Genomic DNA, 16,509 nt, shown 5'->3' with positions numbered 1-16,509 from the left:
GATGGTACGGCGCCGCACGGGCACCGCGGAAAGGCCGTCACCGGTCGTCTACGTCACGCGCCCCGGACCGTTCTGCCGGGAATACCCGGTGACCGTCGGGCTGCCCGTCCTGAAGGTCCTTGACCATGTCCTGCAATTCGGAGCGGATCCAGTCCCGGGTGGCCACCTCGCCGAGCCCGATCCGCAGGGCCGCGATCTCGCGCGTCAGGTACTCGGTGTCCGCGATCGACCGCTCGTTCTGCTTGCGGTCCTGTTCGAGATTGACCCGGTCGCGGTCGTCCTGCCGGTTCTGAGCGAGCAGGATCAGCGGGGCGGCGTAGGACGCCTGGAGCGAGAGCATCAGGGTCAGGAAGATGAACGGGTAGCTGTCGAAGCGCAGCCCGGCCGGCGCGGACACGTTCCACAGCACCCACGCCACGATGGCGATCGTCATCCAGACCAGGAACCGCCCGGTCCCGATGAAGCGGGCGACGCGCTCGGACAGCTTTCCGAACGCCTCCGGATCCCACTCGGGCAGGATCCGGGGCCGCCGGGGACGTGGCTGGTCGAGCCGGGCGCGCGGGCGCGTGGTGGCCGTGGCGCCGACGGGCATGCGCTCCCGGCCGCCCTCGCGCCCAGCCTCGCGCCGCACCTCACGCTCCGGAGCCATGGACGCCCACCCCCTCGCCCTCGTCCAGCTCGAACTCGGACTCCCGCCAGTCCTCGGGCAGCATGTGGTCCAGTACGTCGTCCACGGTCACCGCGCCCAGCAGCGACCCGGACTCGTCGACGACGGGCGCCGAGACCATGTCGTACGTCGCGAAGAACCCGGCGACGAGCTGCAGCGTCGCTCCCGGCGCGAGGGGTTGCAGGTCGTCGTCGAGGATCGAGCTCACCAGGGTGTACGGCGGGTCGCGCAGCAGCCGCTGGAAGTGGACGGTGCCCAGGTACTTGCCGGTGGGCGTCTCGTCGGGGGGCCGGCAGACGTAGATCTGGGCGGCGAGAGCGGGGGAGAGGTCGGGATTGCGGACCCGGGCGAGGGCCTCGGCGACGGTGGCGTCGGGGCGCAGGACGATCGGCTCGGTGGTCATCAGCCCGCCCGCGGTGTGCTCCTCGTACGCCATCAGGCGCCTCATGTCGGCGGCGTCGGCGGGCTCCATCAGGCTCAGCAGCCGCTCCTTCTCCTCCTCCGGCAGCTCGGAGAGCAGGTCGGCCGCGTCGTCCGGGTCCATCGCCTCCAGGACGTCCGCGGCGCGCTCCTTCTGGAGCTTGCCGAGGATCTCGATCTGGTCGTCCTCGGGGAGCTGTTCGAGCACGTCGGCCAGGCGGTCGTCGTCGAGGGCGGCGGCGACCTCCGCCCGCCGCTTCGCCGACAGATGGTGCAGGACGTTGGCGAGGTCGGCGGGGCGCAGCTGCTCGAAGGTGGCGAGGAGGCTCTCGGCGCCCTGTCCGTGCTCCTCCAGGGAGAATCCGGTGACGCCGGACCACTCGACGGTCAGCGTCTCACCCCTGGCCCGCCGGAAGGCGCTGCCCTTCCTGCCCTTGCGGACGAAGACGCGGTCGATCTCCCAGTCGCGGCGGGCCGGCAACTGCTGCACCGCGAGGTCCAGGACGGTGACCTGCTCGCCGGTCTCGACGAGGGTGACGCTCTTGTCCAGCAGCTCGCCGAAGACCAGCCGCTCGGTGGGGCGCTGTTCGAAACGGCGGACGTTCACCACGCCGGTGGTGATGACCTGTCCGGACTCGATGCCGGTGACCCGGGTCATGGGCAGGAAGATCCGGCGCCGGGTGGCGAGTTCGACGACCAGCCCGAGCAGCCGCGGCGGCTTGCTGCCGACCCGCAGCATGACGACCAGATCGCGTACGCGGCCCACCTGGTCGCCGTTCGGGTCGAAGACGGCGGTGCCGGAGAGGTGCGAGACGAAGATCCGGGGGGCGCCGGCGACCATGGCTGCGCCTCCTTTTCCTGCCGTTCGTTGCGTTTGCTCCGCTTGTGTCGAATTGCTCGCTCGGATGGGCTTCAGGCTAGCCCGTCCCGATCGGATCCGCCCTGGTGAGCGGTCCGCACGGACTGGCTCCGTGGGCCGCCCGGCACCCCGGTACGCTGCGTTACGCCGCTGAAGTACCGACGTCGGAAAGGCAACACCACCTGTGACTGCGATGCGCCAGGGCCGTATGCGCCGGACCACTCTGGTGAGCGCGATGTGCGCGCTGGTTGTGGCGGGGACGGGGCTGACCGGGTGTGGCAGCGAGGACCCGGACGCGGGCACGAACGGCGTGGGCAAGCTGTCCGCCGAGAAGATCCAGGCCACGACGCGTACGGCGGCCGAGTCCGCGAAGGCGGTACGGCTGTCGGGGACGGTCGTCGCGGGCGGCAGCACGTACAAGCTGGACATGCGCCTGAAGGCGGACGGTGGCACCGGGTCGGTGAGCGCGGAGGGAGCGACCTTCGAGCTGCTGCGGGTCGGGGAGAAGCTGTTCCTGATGGCGGACGCGGAGTTCTGGAGCCACGGCGGGGGCGAAGGCGAGGGCGGCGAGTCCGACGCCGCCGCGGCCGACAAGCTCGACGGCAAGTTCGTGAAGGTGCCGGAGGGCGATCCCTCGTACAAGCGGTTCAGCGGATTCACCGACAAGGACGTCCTGCTCGGCAGCCTGCTGACCCTGCACGGCGCCCTCGCGACCGACGGTCGCCACGAGGAGTCCGGCGTGCGCACCGTCCGCATCACCGGCGACAAGGGTTCAGGGGGCACCCTGGACGTCTCCCTGGAAGGCCGCCCGTACCCGCTGCGCCTCGTCCGCGCGGGAGGCGCGGGCACCCTCACCTTCTCCGACTGGGGCAAGGACTTCCCCCTGGAGCCGCCCGCCAAGGACAAGACGGTGGACTACGGCCAGCAACTCCCGACGTCGTAGGGCGTCGGCAGCGCCCCACTTCCCCTGGGGGCGTCGCTCGCTAGGAGCGCTTCCGCTTCTTCCTCAGGAGCAGACGCGGCAGCCCGGCGGGGATCGGCTCACGTGTCGTCACCGGTGTCGGCAGCGGCGCCTCGGCCAGCGAGCCGTCCGGCAGCGGCGAGGTAGTGCCGGTCGGTTCCAGGCGCACCACCCGGCACTCCCGGGCCCACCGCGCGGGCATCGCCTCACCGTCGGGCGCGTTGAGGCGCTTGCCCTTCAGTTCGGCGACCGTCGCCTCCCACCGCTCGGACCCGGACGGCAGTTCGACCACCCGCGCCGTCCAGGCGACCAGTCGCCCGCCCTTGTCCTTGCTGCGCACGGTCACCTCGGCGGCGCCCCCGTCCGCCAGTCCCGGCAGCGGCTGCTCGCCCGGCCCGTCGCCGACCACGCACGCGGCACCCTCGTGCCACACATGCCACAGCGCACGAGCGGCCGGCGCCCCGGCACCCCGCACCCAGATGAGGCCGGACTTCTTCGTGGCCTCCTCGACGAGGGCCTGGTCGAGCAGCTCGCTAGTCATGGGAGCAGCGTAGCGAGGCCGCTCACAGCCAGCCGTTGCGCTTCAGCGTCCGGTGGATGCCGAAACAGATCACGGCCGTGATGCCGAGCACCATGGGGTAGCCGAACCTCCAGCGCAGCTCGGGCATGTAGTCGAAGTTCATCCCGTACACGCCACACACCATGGTCGGCACGGCGATGATGGCGGCCCAGGACGTGATCTTGCGCATGTCCTCGTTCTGGGCGACCGACGCCTGCGCGAGATTGGCCTGGAGGATGGAGTTGAGCAGCTCGTCGAAGCCCGTCACCTGCTCCTGCACCCGGGCGAGGTGGTCGGCGACGTCGCGGAAGTACTTCTGGATGTCGGGGTCGATCAGCCGCATGGGCCGCTCGCTCAGCAGCTGCAGCGGCCGCATCAGCGGCTGCACCGCCCGCCTGAACTCCATGACCTCACGCTTGAGCTGGTAGATCCGCCCGGCGTCGACGCCCCGCGGCGCGCCCTTGCGGCCCGGCGAGAACACCTCGGTCTCCACCTCGTCGATGTCGTCCTGCACCGCGTCGGCGACCGCGATGTAGCCGTCGACGACGTGGTCGGCGATGGCGTGCAGCACCGCCGAGGGGCCCCTGGCGAGCAGTTCGGGGTCGTCCTGCAGCCGGTGGCGCAGCGCCCGCAGCGAGCCCTGGCCGCCGTGCCGGACGGTGATGAAGAAGTCCCGGCCGGTGAAGCACATCACCTCGCCGGTCTCGACGACCTGGCTGCTGGCGGTGAGTTCGTCGTGCTCGACGTAGTGGATGGTCTTGAAGACGGTGAACAGGGAGTCGTCGTAGCGCTCCAGCTTCGGGCGCTGGTGGGCCTGGACGGCGTCCTCGACGGCCAGTGGATGCAGCCCGAACTCGCCGGCGATACCTGCGAATTCGGCTTCCGTGGGCTCGTGCAGCCCGATCCACACGAAGCCGCCGTCGCGCCGCACCCGGCGCATCGCCTCGTGCGGGGTGAGCGGGCCCGTGGTCTCGACGCGGGCGCCGTCGCGGTAGACGGCGCAGTCGACGACGGCGGTGGTGGTCTGGGGGTCGCGGGTCGTGTCGTACGCCCCGGTGTCCTTGCGCAGTGCGGGACGCGACGGGCGGACCGCGGCACGGAGGTCACGGATCATCGACATGGCAGACTCCTTCGCAGGCGAGCAGCGAGAGGCCGCGGGCGCCGGGTGGAACTGCCCGGAATGGGGACGTCCTGACTGCGGAGGTTTGGCACGTCCACAAAGCGGGGAGCACCGCACCGTCGCGGTGGCGAACTTCGCTACTGATTCAGCTGCTGATGCAGGTCATACAGATCAGGCAGAGGCAAAACGGAACGAAGTGCTCTTCAGCGGACAACGCAGGAGACGCGCATGCGAGAGGTGGCGGCAGGCCAGAGCCAGAGCAACATCAGCGGCCGGAAGAGCGGGTGGTACTGCACGGTCGACTTCGGTCCATTGCAGCCCCACCTCCTCCGGCCGGTCCCTCGTAAGGGAATGTCGTCGGCGTCGGGACTTGATCGCGACGCTTCTGCGTGCTGCCCCGAACCACCGGGCAAGAGTATCAGCAGACCGAAGTGTCAAGGCGCTGCTTTGCCTGGTACTGACGAGTTCTATGCTCGGCGCATGGCTGATGTTCTCCCCCTGGTCGAGGCCCGGTTGCGCTCCGCGCTCGGCGAACCGGACGCGCGCGCCGCGGTCACCTTCCTCGGTACCGACCGCATGGAGGTACTGCGTTTCCAGGAGGGGGACCTCGTCCGCTACGCCACGCTCGGCATGTCCGCGCAGCCCATGGCGGACCCCACCGCGGTCCTCGCCGACCTGGTCAAGGGCCCGCGCGCCGAACTGGTCCTGTCCGTACGGGCCGGGCTCGCCGAGACCGACAAGGTGCTCCGGCCGCTCGCCGTCCTCGCGGCGTCCCCGCAGGTCGAGGGCGTGGTCGTGGCCCCCGGCGCCTCCCTGGACGTCGGCGAACCGCTGTGGCCGGGCGCCCCGTTCACCTCGGTCCTGGTCGCCGAGCCGGGCGGCCTGGTCGAGGACCTGGAACTGGACGACCCCCGCGACCCGGTCCGTTTCCTGCCGCTGCTCCCGATGACCCCGAACGAGGCCGCCTGGAAGCGCGTGCACGGCGCCCAGGCCCTCCAGGAACGCTGGCTCACGCACGGTACCGACCTGCGGGACCCGTCCCGCAAGTCGGTGGCGCTGGATTGACCGAAGGGCGCACCGGTGTGCGCGAGGGGCGTGAGGAAGCTCACCAAAGTCCGCCCGGGAGCGGTCAGTTGGCGAAGACGCCCACACCGTCCTCGGTGGCGTGCCGCACTTCCAGCTCCCGCGCCTTCGCCGTCAGCGCCCGGCGTCGCACGGCGACCACGGCCGCGCCCAGCACCGCGGTGACCGCCGCCACCACGAAGGGGACGTGCACGTCGCTCCACTCCTCGATCTTCGGCGCGAGGAACGGCGCGGCCGCCGCCGCGAACCACCGCACGAAGTTGTAGCCCGCGCTCGCCACCGGGCGTGGCGCGTCCGACACCCCGAGCGCCAGCTCGGTGTAGACGGTGTTGTTCACGCCGATGAAGGCGCCGGACAGGATGGTGCAGACGACGGCCGTGGTGTGGTCGCCGTAGCCGAGGACGAGGACGTCGACCGCGAGCAGCAGCAGTGAGCCGCCGAGCACCTTCAGCGAGCCGAACCGCGCCTGCATCCGCGGGGCGACGAGTACCGAGAAGACGGCGAGCAGCACGCCGCAGGCGAAGAACACCGCGCCCGAGCGGTACGGGCTCATGTTCAGCACGAACGGCGTGAAGGCCAGCACGGTGAAGAACGTGTAGTTGTAGAAGAACGCCGATGTCGCCGCCGAGGCGAGCCCGCCGTGGCCGAGCGCCTTGAGCGGGTCCAGCAGCGAGGTCCGGCGGGCCGGCTTCGGCTGCTCCTTCAGGAACACCGTGATGCACAGGAAGCCGACCGCCATCAGGAACGCGGTGCCGAAGAACGGGTAGCGCCAGTTGGCGTCGCCGAGCAGCGCGCCCAGCAGCGGCCCGCACGCCATGCCGAGGCCGAGCGCGGACTCGTACAGCAGGATCGCCGCGGCGCTGCCGCCCGCCGCCGCGCCGACGATGACCGCGAGGGCCGTCGAGACGAACAGCGCGTTGCCCAGTCCCCAGCCGGCCCGGAACCCGACGAGTTCGCCGACCGAGCCGGAGGTGCCGGACAGGCCGGCGAAGACCACGACGAGGGCGAGGCCGAGCAGCAGCGTCTTGCGGCCGCCGATACGGCTGGAGACGAAGCCGGTGAGCAGCATCGCGATCGCGGTGATCAGGAAGTAGGAGGTGAAGAGCAGCGAGACCTGGCTGGTGGTGGCGTCCAGGCCCTTGGCGATCGACGGCAGGATCGGGTCGACCAGCCCGATACCCATGAAGGCGACGACCGAGGCGCCGGCGGTGGCCCAGACCGCCTTTGGCTGGCGTAGGACTCCCGTGCTGCTGTGCATGCCTGGGGCTCCCTTGCTGACGGTTGAGATGGTTGGCGTTTGCACACATTAAATTAGGGTGGCTAATTAATGCAAGATACACCTAATGGTTTGCGGTGCCGGTTCCGCCCGGACGGGTGATCGTCCTTGACGTGGCGAAGAAGGGGTAGGACCGTGGAGCCCTATGAGGGGCGAACCCAGTTGCCCGAAGTGTGGTGGCCGGGTCAGGGCTCCCGGACTCTTCGCCGATACCTGGCAGTGCGATGTGCACGGCACGGTGCATCCGCTGCAGCCCGTGATCCCGCCCAGCGTCGAGGCCCTCGGTGTCGTGGTGGCTCGCACGCAGGTGCCGGTGTGGATGCCGTGGCCCCTGCCGGTCGGCTGGCTCTTCACGGGCGTGATCTGTGCCGGTGACGATCGCAGCGGTGGTCGTGCCACCGCGGTGGCGTGCTCGGGGCCCGGGCCGCTCGGCGGCATCGGTGAACTCGTCCTGGTCGCCGAGGAACTCGGCGTCGGTCTCGGTGCGCGGTACGCGGGGATCGACGGCCCGGACCCGGGGCCGTACATGAACGTCGAGAAGCCGCCCCAGGCGAAGGTGCTGGCCGCGGGCCGGCCAACCCCGCTGTGGCACGTCACCGGGGCGCCGGACGACCGGGCGGTGTTCGCGGGGGAGGCCCGGGGGCTGTGGCTGTGGGCCGTGGTGTGGCCGGAGCAGTCCGGGCTGCTGATGTACGACGAGCTGGTGCTGACGGACGTCCGGGACGCGGGCGCGGAGGTCGAGCTGGTGCCGTGCGGAGCGTTGTCGCCGCGCCTGCTGCACCCGTAGCGGGCCGTTCCCCGTGCAGCCTCGCGGTCCCGGCCCGGTCCGCGTGTAGGGGGTGCACCCCGGTTGCGGGTGTGACAGAGGGGTACCGGATCACCCGCTATCCTTGGGTGTCCCGTCCGTTCAGTGACCGCCTGGAGCCGTGTCGTGCGAATAGACCTGCACACCCACTCCACCGCGTCCGACGGCACGGACACCCCTGCTGAGCTGGTGCGGAATGCCGCCGCTGCCGGGCTGGACGTCGTCGGGCTGACCGATCACGACACGACCCGGGGACACGCCGAGGCGATCGAGGCGCTGCCCGAGGGGCTCACGCTGGTCACCGGAGCCGAGCTGTCCTGCCGCACCGACGGTATCGGCATGCACATGCTGGCCTATCTCTTCGACGCCGAGGAGCCCGCGCTGCTCGCCGAGCGTGAGCTGGTGCGCGACGACCGGGTGCCGCGGGCCAAGGGCATGATCGCCAAGCTGAACGAGCTGGGCGTGCCGGTCACCTGGGAGCAGGTCGCGCGGATCGCCGGCGAAGGGTCCGTGGGCCGCCCGCATGTGGCGACCGCGCTGGTCGAGCTGGGTGTCGTACCGAGTGTGGGCGACGCCTTCACGCAGGACTGGCTGGCCGACGGCGGGCGGGCCTACGTGGGCAAGCACGAGACCGATCCTTTCGAGGCGATCCGGCTGATCAAGGGCGCCGGCGGAGTGGCCGTGTTCGCGCATCCGGGTGCCGCCAAGCGCGGGCGTACGGTGCCGGAGTCGGTGATCGCCGAGCTGGCCGCCGCCGGGCTGGACGGCCTCGAGGTCGACCACATGGACCACGACCCGGACACCCGGGCACGGCTGCGTGGCCTGGCCAAGGAGCTCGGGCTGCTGGTCACGGGGTCCAGCGACTACCACGGCAGCCGCAAGACGGTCGCGCTCGGCGAGTACGCGACCGACCCCGAGGTGTACGGGGAGATCACCCGCCGGGCGACGGGCGCGTTCCCGGTGCCGGGCACCGGCGGAGCCTGAGGCGCACACCCCGCACGCTCACCTCCGTCACCCCATCGCAAGGCCTGTAGCTCTCTCATGTTCGACCTCGCTGTCTTCGGCTCGCTCTTCCTCACCCTCTTCGTCATCATGGATCCCCCCGGGATCACTCCGATCTTCCTCGCCCTGACCGCGGGACGGCCCGCCAAGGTGCAGCGGCGGATGGCCTTCCAGGCCGTCTGCGTCGCCGGTGGCGTGATCACCGTGTTCGGGGTGCTGGGGCATCAGATCCTCGACTACCTGCATGTCTCCGTGCCGGCCCTGATGATCGCCGGCGGGCTGCTGCTCCTGTTGATCGCGCTCGACCTGCTCACCGGCAAGACCGACGAGCCCCAGCAGACGAAGGACGTCAACGTCGCCCTCGTACCGCTCGGCATGCCGCTGCTGGCCGGGCCCGGCGCGATCGTGTCTGTCATCCTCGCCGTGCAGAAGGCGGACGGCGTCGGCCTCCAGGTGTCGGTGTGGGCCGCGATCCTCGCCATCCATGTCGTGCTGTGGCTGGTCATGCGGTACTCGCTGCTGATCATCCGGGTCATCAAGGACGGCGGCGTGGTCCTGGTGACCCGTCTTGCGGGCATGATGCTGTCCGCGATCGCCGTGCAGCAGGTCGTCAACGGGGTGACCCAGGTGATCCGTGGGAGCTGAGCCCCGCGGACACAGCAGGACCCCGTACGGCGTGTCCGTGCGGGGTCCTGAAGCTTCGAGTGGGGATCCGCTGTTATGAGGCCGTGGTCTCGGCCGGGCGGATCCAGAGTCGCTGCCCGATGGCGGCGGCCTGCTGAACGATCCGGTTGACGGAGGCGGCGTCCACGACGGTCGTGTCCACGGGCGTGCCGTCCACGTCGTCGAGTCGCATGATTTCGAAGCGCATGGCTTCTCCCTTCGTCTGGTCATCCTCCTGAGGAGAACTACTGGTGGTGGCGCGAGAGGCGGGGTGCCTCCGGCTCCATACGTATGCAACAGGGAGTGGGTTACAAACATTCCCTACGCTAAGGAAATTTTTCGAACGTCTAAATACTGAACGGTAAGCAGCTCTCTTGAGACTAACCGGGACCAGTTGTGTTCGCAGCGTGACCAACGGGACAATGGAGGCGATGAACGACGACCTCGCGGCTCTGTCCGCCCGCATCGACCGCACGAACGAGCTGCTTCAGCGCATGCTCGCCGAGGTGGCGAAGACACCCTCGACCCACGCCATCTTCGTCGACGCGGGGTATCTGTACGCGGCCGCGGGCCGGTTGGTGTCCGGGACCGAGGACCGGCGCGCCTTCGACCTGGACGCCGAGGGCCTGATCGAGGCGCTCATCGACAAGGCCCGCCAGATCTTCGCGGACAGCCGGCTGCTGCGGGTCTACTGGTACGACGGCGCCCGCCGCCGCATCCACACCACCGAGCAGCAGTCCATCGCCGAGCTGCCGGACGTGAAGGTCCGCCTCGGCAACCTCAACGCCAACAACCAGCAGAAGGGCGTCGACTCACTGATCCGCACCGACCTGGAGTCCCTCGCCCGGCACCGCGCCATCAGCGACGCGGCCCTGCTCGGCGGCGACGAGGACCTGGTCTCGGCGGTCGAGGCGGCGCAGGGGTACGGGGCGCGGGTGCACCTGTGGGGCATCGAGGCACCCGAGGGCCGTAACCAGGCCGAGCCGCTGCTGTGGGAGGTCGACAGTCAGCGCACCCTCGACCTCGACTTCTTCAAGCCGTACGTCTCCCGGCGCACGGCCGCCGCCTACGAGCCCGCCACCGCCGTGCGGCCCGCCCGCGAGGCCGTCCGCTTCGTCGGTGCGCAGATCGCGGCGAAGTGGCTGGCGGCACGGGGTCGGGAGTCGCTGGTGGAGCTGCTGCCGGGGCATCCGTATCTGCCCGGGTCGGTGGACCAGGATCTGCTGGTGGAGGCCGAGGGGCTGCTGCAGTACTCGCTGCGGGGACAGGCGGATCTGCGGCGGGCACTGCGGGACGGGTTCTGGGAGCATCTGCAGACGCAGTACTGACGGGCGGCGGCACGCGTCGTGCACCGGTGGTCAGTGATGGCTAGTCCGTCGTGTGGGTCATGTCCCAGAAGTCTGCGATCGCACGGGCCGTCTGGAGCGGCTGCTCCGCGTTCGGCGAGTGTTCGGCGTCCTCGACGACCGTGCGGTGCGCGTGTAGCCGTACGGCCATGTCGTCCAGGAGCGGCAGCGGCCAGGTGTCGTCCCGCACGCCAGACAGGACGTGGAACGGCAGCGGCACCGCGGCGAGTTCGGTGACGCGATCCGGCTCGGTGGCCAACTGGCGGCCGGTGGCGATGAGTTGTGCGGGCTTGTTCCCCAGCCAGCGGCGACGCAGCAGTTCGGGACCGCCGATGCCCCGAGCCGGACCGCCGACCTCCTCGGGAGCACCCATCGACTGGATCACCTCCCAGACCTCGGCCATCGTCATCACGGCGAGCGCGTCCCGCAGCAGTTTCACGCGTTGCTGCTGGGACACCGAGATCTGCGCCGGGCCCGACGACATGAGGGTGAGGGAGACGAAGGGGGAGTGGTCCAGCAGGACCGCGGCGCGGGTGATCTGGCCGCCCAGGGAGTGTCCGAGGAGGTGCAGGGGAGCGCCCAGGGACTCGGCCTGCGCGAGGACGTCACGTGCCAACTCCGGCTGGGCGTAAGCCGTTTCGTCGTGCTCGGGCCCGTCCGACTCGAACTGTCCCCGGCCGTCCACGGCCACCGTACGGTACCCACGCGCCGCGAGCGGCCCCTGCATCAGGCGGAAGTCCTCCTTGCTGCCGGTGAATCCGGGGATCAGCAAGGCCGTGCCGCGCGGCGCGACGCCGGGGGCGACCGGTACGTCCACCACCGCGAAGTCACCTCGTGCGGTGGGCAGGGGGTAGGCGCGGGCGCCGGGGGGTGGGGTATGGGCGGCGGGCGTGGTCACGGGGTGAGGGTAGCGGGTGGGGGTGTACGGGGAGGGGCGGCGAGCGTAGCGGGTGGGGTGTACGGGGAGGGGCGGCAAGACGGTTGAGCCGGAACGCCGACGGCCCGGCCCCACGGGAAGGGGGACCGGGCCGTCAGGTTGCCGTGATCAGCCGTCCGCGGGCTCCGCGGCGGCCGTGGCCTTGCGGGTGCGGCGGCGCGGCTTGGCCTCCGGCTCCTGCGTGGCCTGCGCCGGGATCTCGGCGGTCGCCTCCGGGGCGGGGACGGTCGCCTTGCGCGTCCGGTTGCGCTTGGGCTTGGCCTCGGCGCTCTCGGCGGCGTCCACCGCGGCCTCGGCCTTGGCGGCCGCGGTCTTGCGGGTGCGCCTGGGCTTGGCCTCGGCGTCCTCGGCGGCGTCCACCGCGGCCTCGGCCACGGCGGCTGACGTCTTCCGGGTGCGCTTCGGCTTGGCCTCGGCGTCCTCGGTGGTGGCGGTCGCCTTGCGGATGCGCCTGGGCTTGACCTCCGCGCCCTCGGCCGTGTCGACCGCTGCCTCGGCGGCGGCCGTGGCCTTGCGGGTGCGGCGCGCCTTCGGCTTGGCCTCCGCCTCCGGCGTCACCACCGCCTCGCCGGCCTGGGCGGGCACGGTGACCTCGGGGGCGTCGGTGGCCTGGGCAGGCTCCGCGGCCTTGCGGGTGCGGGTACGAGTGCGCTTGGGCTTGGCCTCGGCGCCCTCGGCGGTGTCGACCACCGTCTCGGCGCTCTCGGCGACCGCTTCGGGTGCGGCGGCTGCCGCCTTGCGGGTACGGGTGCGCTTCGGCCTGGCCTCGGTGCCCTCGGCCGTGTCGACCGCTGCCTCGGCGGCCTTCGGGGCCTCGACAGGCGTAACGGCGGCCACGCTCTCGACGGCCTGAGCGGACTGCGCCTCGGCCGACTTGCGCGTCCGGCGGCGGCGCGGCTTCGCCGGGCCCTCCGCGCTGTCCACGCCGTCCACGGTGGCGGCGCCCTCGGCCGTCGTCACCGCGGTTTCGGCGGCCTCGGTCACGGGGGACTCGGTCACGGGGGACTCGACCACTGCCGGGGCCGTCGCCTGCGAGGCGCCCGCGCGGGTGCGGCGCCGGCGGCGCAGGGTGCGCGGCCCGGCGGCCTCCTCCGTGGTCGCCTCGGCGGTCGCGGTCTCCGGCGTCTGCGTCGCGTCCAGCGGCGTACCACCGCGCGTCCGCCGGCGGCGCCTCGGCGTACGGTCGGAACGCTCGCGGTCGGGCGCGGGGCGGGACGCCTCGCGGCCGCCCCGGGCACCGCGACCGCGCGCACCGCGGCCGCCCGGCTCGCCCAGGTCCTCCAGCTCCTCCGCGTCGAGCCCGGCGCGCGTGCGCTCCGAGCGCGGCAGGACGCCCTTGGTGCCCTCGGGGATGCTCAGCTCGGCGAACAGGTGCGGAGACGTGGAGTACGTCTCCACCGGGTCGTTGAACTTCAGCTCCAGCGCCTTGTTGATCAGCTGCCAGCGCGGGATGTCGTCCCAGTCGACCAACGTGATCGCCGTACCCGAAGCACCCGCGCGGCCCGTACGGCCGATGCGGTGCAGGTACGTCTTCTCGTCGTCCGGCGTCTGGTAGTTGATGACGTGCGTCACACCTTCGACGTCGATGCCGCGGGCGGCGACGTCGGTGCAGACGAGGACGTCCACCTTGCCGTTGCGGAAGGCGCGCAGCGCCTGCTCGCGGGCGCCCTGGCCGAGGTCGCCGTGGACCGAGCCGGAGGCGAACCCGCGCTGCTTGAGCTGGTCGGCCAGGTCGGCCGCGGTGCGCTTGGTGCGGCAGAAGACCATGGCCAGACCACGGCCCTCGGCCTGCAGTATGCGCGCGACCATCTCGGGCTTGTCCATGTTGTGCGCGCGGTACACGTGCTGCGAGATGTTCGCGACCGTCACGCCCTCGTCGTCCGGCGCGGTGGCGCGGATGTGCGTGGGCTGCGACATGTAACGGCGGGCCAGACCGATGACCGCACCCGGCATGGTCGCCGAGAACAGCATCGTCTGGCGGCGCACCGGAAGCATGTTGATGATCTTCTCGACGTCGGGCAGGAAGCCCAGGTCGAGCATCTCGTCGGCCTCGTCGAGGACCAGGCTCTTGATGTGGCCGAGGTCGAGCTTCTTCTGGCCAGCCAGGTCCAGCAGGCGGCCCGGGGTGCCGACGACCACGTCGACGCCCTTCTTCAGGGCCTCGACCTGCGGCTCGTAGGCCCGGCCGCCGTAGATCGCGCAGACGCGCACGTTGCGCACCTTGCCGGCGGTCAGCAGGTCGTTGGTGACCTGCGTGCACAGCTCGCGCGTCGGGACGACGACGAGGGCCTGCGGGGCGTCGGTGAGTGCCTCGGGCTTGGCGCGCCCGGCCTCGACGTCGGCGGGGACGGTGACACGCTCGAGGAGCGGAAGGCCGAAGCCAAGCGTCTTGCCGGTGCCGGTCTTGGCCTGGCCGATGACGTCCGTGCCGGAAAGGGCGACGGGGAGGGTCATCTCCTGGATGGGGAACGGGGTGACGATGCCGACGGCCTCCAGGGCCTCGGCGGTCTCGGGGAGGATCCCGAGCTCTCGGAACGTCGTAGTCAGGGTGCTGCCTCTTCTGTGTGCGCGGTACGAGGCGAGCGCGGGGGTCGTGTCGGACCGTGCCGGGGACATCGACGGCCGTAGGGGCGCGCCGTAGGACACGGGACCTCTGCCAACGCTCCAGCGTTCGTACCGCTGAGGGGGTCCCTCCGATCGTCGTACGCACAGTGCCGTACGGTCAGGGAGGGCTGTCGGGTCGGAGCCGATCGGGCCTCCGACCGGGCATCCTCATACGTGCGGCCTGTCGAGCTACGGCGAAGACGTCGTCGTACCAGCAGGCGCATTACCACCATACCCCGGAATCGTGCACATGCGATGGCCGATTCGGTCACGTAGTCATCGTCACACTTGCCCACATGGTCATTCGCGTCGTCGTGGTCACACTGATTGACCAGGGACTTCCGCCCCGGGGCGAGCGGGCTATTGTGCGCTCCATGACGACCTCTGACAAGCCTGAGCACGCCGCCGAGACCCCCGACGCCGACGCCGCCGCACACACCGGGGTCGCCGCCCAGGACTGGGCGACCGCCTCCGCCGACCCGCAGTACCGGGCCGCGGTCGTGGACCTGCTCGGGGCGCTCGCGTACGGGGAGCTCGCGGCCTTCGAGCGGCTCGCGGAGGACGCCAAGCTGGCACCGACGCTGGAGGACAAGGCGGAGCTGGCGAAGATGGCGTCGGCGGAGTTCCACCACTTCGAGCGGCTGCGTGGCCGGCTCACCGAGATCGGTGAGGAGCCGACCGCCGCGATGGAGCCGTTCGTGGCCGCGCTCGACGGCTTCCACCGGCAGACGGCGCCCTCGGACTGGCTGGAGGGGCTCGTCAAGGCCTATGTCGGCGACTCCATCGCCAGCGACTTCTACCGCGAGGTGGCCGCACGGCTGGACGCCGACACCCGCTCCCTGGTGCTCGCCGTGCTGGACGACACCGGTCACGCCGGATTCGCCGTCGACCGGGTGCGTGCGGCGATCGACGCCGACCCGCGGGTGGGCGGGCGGCTCGCGCTGTGGGCGCGACGGCTGATGGGTGAGGCTCTGTCCCAGTCGCAGCGGGTGGTGGCAGAGCGCGACGCCCTGTCCACGATGCTGGTGGGCGGCGTCGCCGACGGCTTCGACCTCGCCGAGGTCGGCAGGATGTTCTCCCGGATCACCGAGGCGCACACCAAGCGGATGGCCGCTCTGGGGCTGGCCGCGTAGCTGTCGTCGACGGGTGGGTCCGGGCCAGGCAGGGTCCTGACCGCGAGGACCAGGCCCTTCCCGGCTGGGCCGCGGGGCGGCGGCCCTACGGGCGGCCGCTCCCGCGGCGGCGGCTCAGGCCGTCGCCGATCGTCGGCGGAGTCTTCCCGCCGGGCGCAGCAGCAGGGAGAGGGACGCGACGGAGACGATCGCCGCGCCGAGGAGCACCAGCAGGACGCCGCCGGCTTCCAGCGCGCTGTGCGTGAGGAAGGCGCCGAAGAGGGCCCCGGCGACACCGGTCGACAGGACCAGGTGACGAGCCGGAAGGCGGTGCGGCAGGCGAGCGGCGTAGGCCCATGACAGAGCCAGGCCGAGGATCGCGGAGCTGAGTGCTTCCAGGAGCATGTCAGGGTCCTCCCACATGGCCGGTCTGCCCGAAACGGTCGTAGCCCGTCTTACCCCTGACCTGCGGAATGCAATCCTCCCCTGTGCGGGAGGTGTGCTCTGTTTGTGAATCCGTGCGGGACGCGTCGCAAACGGTCAAAAGGAGAAGCCGAAACGGGAGGGCTCGGAGACTTGTGCGAGCCTCCGAGCCCTCCCGTCTGCTGCTGTCCGCGGCGTCCGCCTACAGCGCGCCGAAGCCCACCTTGCGCGGCGCCGGCTCACCGAGCTCGACGTACGCGAGACGGTCGGCCGGGACCAGGACCTTGCGGCCGTGCTCGTCCACGAGGCTGAGCAGCTGCGACTTGCCGGCCAGCGCCTCGGCCACCACGCGCTCCACCTCCTCGGCACTCTGACCGCTCTCCAGCACGATCTCGCGCGGCGCGTGCTGAACGCCGATCTTGACCTCCACGGCTATGTCCCTCCGAACGGTCAGTGAAGTGCGCGGGCGTCCGCGCCGTACCCAGCACACATTAGCCCGGTGAGGGGACGCGCACGCTCCACGCGGGAACGCCAGGAGCGAACACCCGACGGGAACAAACGCGCGGGCGTCAGTGGTGCTGCTGCTCGTTGCCGTGCAGCGGGAAGCCCGCGATGCCCCGCCAGGCCAGCGAGGCCAGCAGCTGCACCGCCTGGTCGCGCGGCACGCTGCGA

General features: G+C 71.1%; 17 protein-coding genes and 1 pseudogene. 7 read left to right on the top strand and 11 right to left on the bottom strand.

The features are described 5' to 3' along the window. Window positions 1–37: 37 nt before the first annotated feature. Entirely contained in the window at window positions 38–649 is a 612-nt protein-coding gene (locus AB0O67_RS21670) for a DUF1003 domain-containing protein (RefSeq protein WP_365452391.1), read from the bottom strand. Continuing rightward, window positions 633–1,928, bottom strand: a complete 1,296-nt coding sequence (locus AB0O67_RS21665; protein ID WP_365452389.1) for a CBS domain-containing protein — start codon at window positions 1,926–1,928, stop codon at window positions 633–635. The genes AB0O67_RS21670 and AB0O67_RS21665 overlap by 17 nt, the downstream gene beginning before the upstream one ends. Window positions 1,929–2,130: 202 nt before the next feature. Between AB0O67_RS21665 and AB0O67_RS21660 the strand changes: the two genes are divergently transcribed. After that, window positions 2,131–2,889, top strand: a complete 759-nt coding sequence (locus AB0O67_RS21660) for a hypothetical protein (RefSeq protein ID WP_365452387.1) — start codon at window positions 2,131–2,133, stop codon at window positions 2,887–2,889. Between the two features lie 40 nt (window positions 2,890–2,929). On the opposite strand, the gene AB0O67_RS21655 is transcribed toward AB0O67_RS21660, so the two are convergent. Continuing rightward, window positions 2,930–3,448, bottom strand: coding sequence for a hypothetical protein (locus tag AB0O67_RS21655; RefSeq protein WP_365452385.1), 519 nt, complete (start codon window positions 3,446–3,448; stop codon window positions 2,930–2,932). 22 nt (window positions 3,449–3,470) lie between these two features. Further along, window positions 3,471–4,586 (bottom strand): magnesium and cobalt transport protein CorA, encoded by a 1,116-nt coding sequence (locus AB0O67_RS21650; RefSeq protein ID WP_365452383.1) that lies wholly within the window; start codon window positions 4,584–4,586, stop codon window positions 3,471–3,473. 480 nt (window positions 4,587–5,066) lie between these two features. Between AB0O67_RS21650 and AB0O67_RS21645 the strand changes: the two genes are divergently transcribed. Continuing rightward, on the top strand, window positions 5,067–5,651 hold the full coding sequence (locus tag AB0O67_RS21645; RefSeq protein ID WP_365452381.1) for a suppressor of fused domain protein: 585 nt from the start codon (window positions 5,067–5,069) through the stop codon (window positions 5,649–5,651). Between the two features lie 64 nt (window positions 5,652–5,715). Here AB0O67_RS21645 and AB0O67_RS21640 read toward each other — a convergent pair whose 3' ends face one another. After that, window positions 5,716–6,927, bottom strand: coding sequence for an MFS transporter (locus AB0O67_RS21640; protein WP_365452379.1), 1,212 nt, complete (start codon window positions 6,925–6,927; stop codon window positions 5,716–5,718). Between the two features lie 163 nt (window positions 6,928–7,090). Between AB0O67_RS21640 and AB0O67_RS21635 the strand changes: the two genes are divergently transcribed. The 3 genes from AB0O67_RS21635 to AB0O67_RS21625 all read left to right on the top strand — a co-directional run bounded on the left by AB0O67_RS21635 (window position 7,091) and on the right by AB0O67_RS21625 (window position 9,397). Continuing rightward, complete coding sequence (locus AB0O67_RS21635) at window positions 7,091–7,732, top strand: DUF6758 family protein (protein WP_365452377.1); 642 nt, start codon at window positions 7,091–7,093, stop codon at window positions 7,730–7,732. 144 nt (window positions 7,733–7,876) lie between these two features. Next, the gene (locus tag AB0O67_RS21630; protein ID WP_365452375.1) at window positions 7,877–8,734 is read left to right on the top strand and encodes a PHP domain-containing protein; all 858 of its coding nucleotides are present in this window, start codon (window positions 7,877–7,879) and stop codon (window positions 8,732–8,734) included. A gap of 57 nt (window positions 8,735–8,791) precedes the next feature. After that, window positions 8,792–9,397, top strand: coding sequence for a MarC family protein (locus tag AB0O67_RS21625; protein WP_365452373.1), 606 nt, complete (start codon window positions 8,792–8,794; stop codon window positions 9,395–9,397). 73 nt (window positions 9,398–9,470) lie between these two features. Here the strand turns inward: AB0O67_RS21625 and AB0O67_RS21620 are convergent, their stop codons facing one another. Then, window positions 9,471–9,623 (bottom strand): hypothetical protein, encoded by a 153-nt coding sequence (locus tag AB0O67_RS21620; protein ID WP_094057445.1) that lies wholly within the window; start codon window positions 9,621–9,623, stop codon window positions 9,471–9,473. Window positions 9,624–9,846: 223 nt separating this feature from the next. Here AB0O67_RS21620 and AB0O67_RS21615 point away from each other — a divergent pair, with 223 nt between their 5' ends. Then, window positions 9,847–10,743, top strand: a complete 897-nt coding sequence (locus AB0O67_RS21615) for an NYN domain-containing protein (protein ID WP_365452425.1) — start codon at window positions 9,847–9,849, stop codon at window positions 10,741–10,743. A gap of 40 nt (window positions 10,744–10,783) precedes the next feature. Here the strand turns inward: AB0O67_RS21615 and AB0O67_RS21610 are convergent, their stop codons facing one another. Together AB0O67_RS21610 and AB0O67_RS21605 are read right to left on the bottom strand one after the other, a co-directional pair. Beyond that, window positions 10,784–11,659, bottom strand: a complete 876-nt coding sequence (locus AB0O67_RS21610) for an alpha/beta hydrolase (protein WP_365452372.1) — start codon at window positions 11,657–11,659, stop codon at window positions 10,784–10,786. 147 nt (window positions 11,660–11,806) lie between these two features. Then, window positions 11,807–14,314, bottom strand: coding sequence for a DEAD/DEAH box helicase (locus AB0O67_RS21605; RefSeq protein ID WP_365452371.1), 2,508 nt, complete (start codon window positions 14,312–14,314; stop codon window positions 11,807–11,809). A 353-nt stretch (window positions 14,315–14,667) separates the two neighbouring features. Between AB0O67_RS21605 and AB0O67_RS21600 the strand changes: the two genes are divergently transcribed. Continuing rightward, entirely contained in the window at window positions 14,668–15,435 is a 768-nt protein-coding gene (locus tag AB0O67_RS21600; protein WP_365452423.1) for a ferritin-like fold-containing protein, read from the top strand. Between the two features lie 114 nt (window positions 15,436–15,549). On the opposite strand, the gene AB0O67_RS21595 is transcribed toward AB0O67_RS21600, so the two are convergent. From AB0O67_RS21595 to AB0O67_RS21585, 3 genes and pseudogenes are all read right to left on the bottom strand, one after another. After that, complete coding sequence (locus tag AB0O67_RS21595; protein WP_365452369.1) at window positions 15,550–15,819, bottom strand: hypothetical protein; 270 nt, start codon at window positions 15,817–15,819, stop codon at window positions 15,550–15,552. A 220-nt stretch (window positions 15,820–16,039) separates the two neighbouring features. Further along, window positions 16,040–16,267 (bottom strand): DUF3107 domain-containing protein, encoded by a 228-nt coding sequence (locus AB0O67_RS21590; protein ID WP_073940165.1) that lies wholly within the window; start codon window positions 16,265–16,267, stop codon window positions 16,040–16,042. 139 nt (window positions 16,268–16,406) lie between these two features. Beyond that, window positions 16,407–16,509 (bottom strand): annotated as a pseudogene (locus tag AB0O67_RS21585) (TetR/AcrR family transcriptional regulator); the annotation flags it as partial.

The organism is Streptomyces sp. NPDC086077, assembly GCF_040686175.1.
In the GTDB taxonomy this organism is placed as follows: Bacteria; Actinomycetota; Actinomycetes; order Streptomycetales; family Streptomycetaceae; genus Streptomyces.
This window is presented reverse-complemented; position numbering and strand designations above follow the sequence as displayed.

Coding starts and splice junctions, on each gene's coding strand:
- AB0O67_RS21605 (WP_365452371.1), bottom strand. CDS start 14,314: ATGTCCCCGGCACGGTCCGACACGACCCCCGCGCTCGCCTCGTACCGC.
- AB0O67_RS21645 (WP_365452381.1), top strand. CDS start 5,067: ATGGCTGATGTTCTCCCCCTGGTCGAGGCCCGGTTGCGCTCCGCGCTC.
- AB0O67_RS21625 (WP_365452373.1), top strand. CDS start 8,792: ATGTTCGACCTCGCTGTCTTCGGCTCGCTCTTCCTCACCCTCTTCGTC.
- AB0O67_RS21595 (WP_365452369.1), bottom strand. CDS start 15,819: ATGCTCCTGGAAGCACTCAGCTCCGCGATCCTCGGCCTGGCTCTGTCA.
- AB0O67_RS21655 (WP_365452385.1), bottom strand. CDS start 3,448: ATGACTAGCGAGCTGCTCGACCAGGCCCTCGTCGAGGAGGCCACGAAG.
- AB0O67_RS21650 (WP_365452383.1), bottom strand. CDS start 4,586: ATGTCGATGATCCGTGACCTCCGTGCCGCGGTCCGCCCGTCGCGTCCC.
- AB0O67_RS21640 (WP_365452379.1), bottom strand. CDS start 6,927: ATGCACAGCAGCACGGGAGTCCTACGCCAGCCAAAGGCGGTCTGGGCC.
- AB0O67_RS21665 (WP_365452389.1), bottom strand. CDS start 1,928: ATGGTCGCCGGCGCCCCCCGGATCTTCGTCTCGCACCTCTCCGGCACC.
- AB0O67_RS21670 (WP_365452391.1), bottom strand. CDS start 649: ATGGCTCCGGAGCGTGAGGTGCGGCGCGAGGCTGGGCGCGAGGGCGGC.
- AB0O67_RS21615 (WP_365452425.1), top strand. CDS start 9,847: ATGAACGACGACCTCGCGGCTCTGTCCGCCCGCATCGACCGCACGAAC.
- AB0O67_RS21635 (WP_365452377.1), top strand. CDS start 7,091: ATGAGGGGCGAACCCAGTTGCCCGAAGTGTGGTGGCCGGGTCAGGGCT.
- AB0O67_RS21620 (WP_094057445.1), bottom strand. CDS start 9,623: ATGCGCTTCGAAATCATGCGACTCGACGACGTGGACGGCACGCCCGTG.